The organism is Peterkaempfera griseoplana (assembly GCF_001418575.1).
GTDB lineage: Bacteria > Actinomycetota > Actinomycetes > Streptomycetales > Streptomycetaceae > Peterkaempfera > Peterkaempfera griseoplana.
Window position 1 is genome coordinate 1 of the sequence record NZ_LIQR01000736.1, and the last position, 1856, is coordinate 1856.

2 protein-coding genes and 1 pseudogene are annotated in these 1856 nt (G+C 76.7%); all 3 read right to left on the minus strand.

Features of this window, described 5'->3' with window-relative positions; translation table 11 throughout:
• Positions 1–276, minus strand: a pseudogene (locus tag AOK09_RS39825) (cell division protein); the annotation flags it as partial.
• The gene (locus AOK09_RS41215; RefSeq protein ID WP_175609390.1) at positions 273–794 is read right to left on the minus strand and encodes a hypothetical protein; all 522 of its coding nucleotides are present in this window, start codon (positions 792–794) and stop codon (positions 273–275) included. The gene AOK09_RS41215 and the pseudogene AOK09_RS39825, both read right to left, overlap by 4 nt.
• 67 nt (positions 795–861) lie before the next feature.
• Entirely contained in the window at positions 862–1833 is a 972-nt protein-coding gene (gene rsmH, locus AOK09_RS36200; RefSeq protein ID WP_055591413.1) for a 16S rRNA (cytosine(1402)-N(4))-methyltransferase RsmH, read from the minus strand.
• Positions 1834–1856 lie beyond the last annotated feature (23 nt).

Sequence of the window (1856 nt, forward strand, 5' to 3'; positions counted from 1 at the left end):
GTCCACATAGCGGTTGACGGTGGCCTCGGCGGCCAGCGCCGAGGCGTCCACCAGCTGCAGCTGGACCAGGCGCCCGACGAACAGCGACAGCACCGCGGCCAGGGCGACGGTGACCAGCCGCAGCCGGCGCCGGGGGTCGCCGAGCCGGATGGAGCCGACCGGGGGGCGGCGGCGCGCCGCCGGGCGGCCGGCCCGGCCGGCCGCCGCGGTGCGGGGACGCGGGCGGGGGCCGGGCTGCCGGGTGGCGGGACGGGGCGGCCTGCGAGGAGTGCTCACCGGGCGCCACCCCGGGTGGGCCCGGCCTGGATGGCGCCGTCCGAGCCGGACGGTGCGACCGCGGGGGGCTGCGGTGCGGGGCTCGGCAGGTTGCCCGCGCCGGAGGCGCCGGGCGCCGGGGTCCCCCCGGCCTGCTCCGGCTTGCCGAGCACCTTGCCGTCGTCCTGCAGGAAGGCCGGGTTGCCGCCGGGCACCATGCCCAGCTCACCGGCCCTGCGCTGCAGGGAGTCGGGGGCGGACCACTGGTCGATCTGCTGCTCCAGGCTCTGCTGCTCGTCGGTGAGCCGGGTGGTCTCGTCGCGGAGTCTGCGCAACTGGAAGGAGCCCTGGTTGAGCGCGGTGTTGAGCATCAGCAGGCCGATCAGGCCCGCGGCCAGCAGCACCACCACCAGCACCGTGAAGGGGGTCCGGCCGGGTGACGGGCGGCGGCCTGCCGAGGCCCTGCGCACGGTCGGCCGCGGGCCGGTCCCGGCGCGGGCCGACGGCCTCCGCGCCCCTGCCGTCCCTGGTGCGGGCACGCTCAACTCCTCGCTCCTTCCCTCCCCCGGGCCGCTGCTCCCGGCGCCGGCCCGGGCCGCGGGGGCGTCAGCTCCTGGCCGCGCTGCGCTCCCTGATCCTCTCCGCAGCGCGCAGCCTGGCAGGGGCGGCGCGCCGGTTCTCCTCGATCTCGGCCTCCGTCGGCAGCTCGGCGCCGCGGGTGAGCAGCTTCAGCCAGGGCTGGTACTGCTCCGGCACCACGGGCAGACCGGGCGGGGCCGTACTGGTGGCGCCGGCGGCGAGGTACTGCTTCACCAGGCGGTCCTCCAGCGAGTGGTACGACAGCACGGCGATGCGGCCGCCGACGGCGAGTGCGTCCAGCGCCCCGGGGACGGCCCGGTCGAGCACCGCCAGCTCCCCGTTGACCTCGATGCGCAGCGCCTGGAAGGTCCGCTTGGCCGGGTTGCCGCCGGTGCGCCGGGTCGCCGCGGGGATGGCGTTGCGCACCAGCTCCACAAGACGCGCGCTGGTCGTGAACGGTTCCTTCTCCCGCTCCCGGACGATCACGGTGGCGATCTTCTTGGCGAACCGCTCCTCGCCGTAGACCCTGAGGATCCGGGCCAGCTCGCCGTGCTCGTAGGTGTTGAGCACCTCGGCCGCGCTCAGGCCCCGGGTCTGGTCCATCCGCATGTCCAGCGGCGCGTCCTGGGCGTAGGCGAAGCCGCGGTCGGCCTCGTCCAGCTGCATCGAGGAGACCCCGAGGTCGAACAGGACGCCCTGCACCCTGGGGATGCCGAGGCGCTCCAGCACCGCCGGGATCTCGTCGTACACGGCGTGCACCAGGGTGGCCCGCTCGCCGTACGGGGCCAGGCGCTTCGCGGCCAGCTCCAGCGCGGCGGGGTCGCGGTCCACCGCCACCAGCCGGGCCTCGGGGAAGGTCCGCAGCAGCGCCTCGCTGTGGCCGCCGAGCCCGAGGGTGGCGTCGACCACCACCGCGCCGGGCGCGGTGAGGGCCGGGGCGAGGACGTCCAGGCAGCGCTGCAGCATCACGGGGACGTGCCGGGGGCCGGGCTCGGTCATGAGAGGCCTCCCGCGGGGGCGGT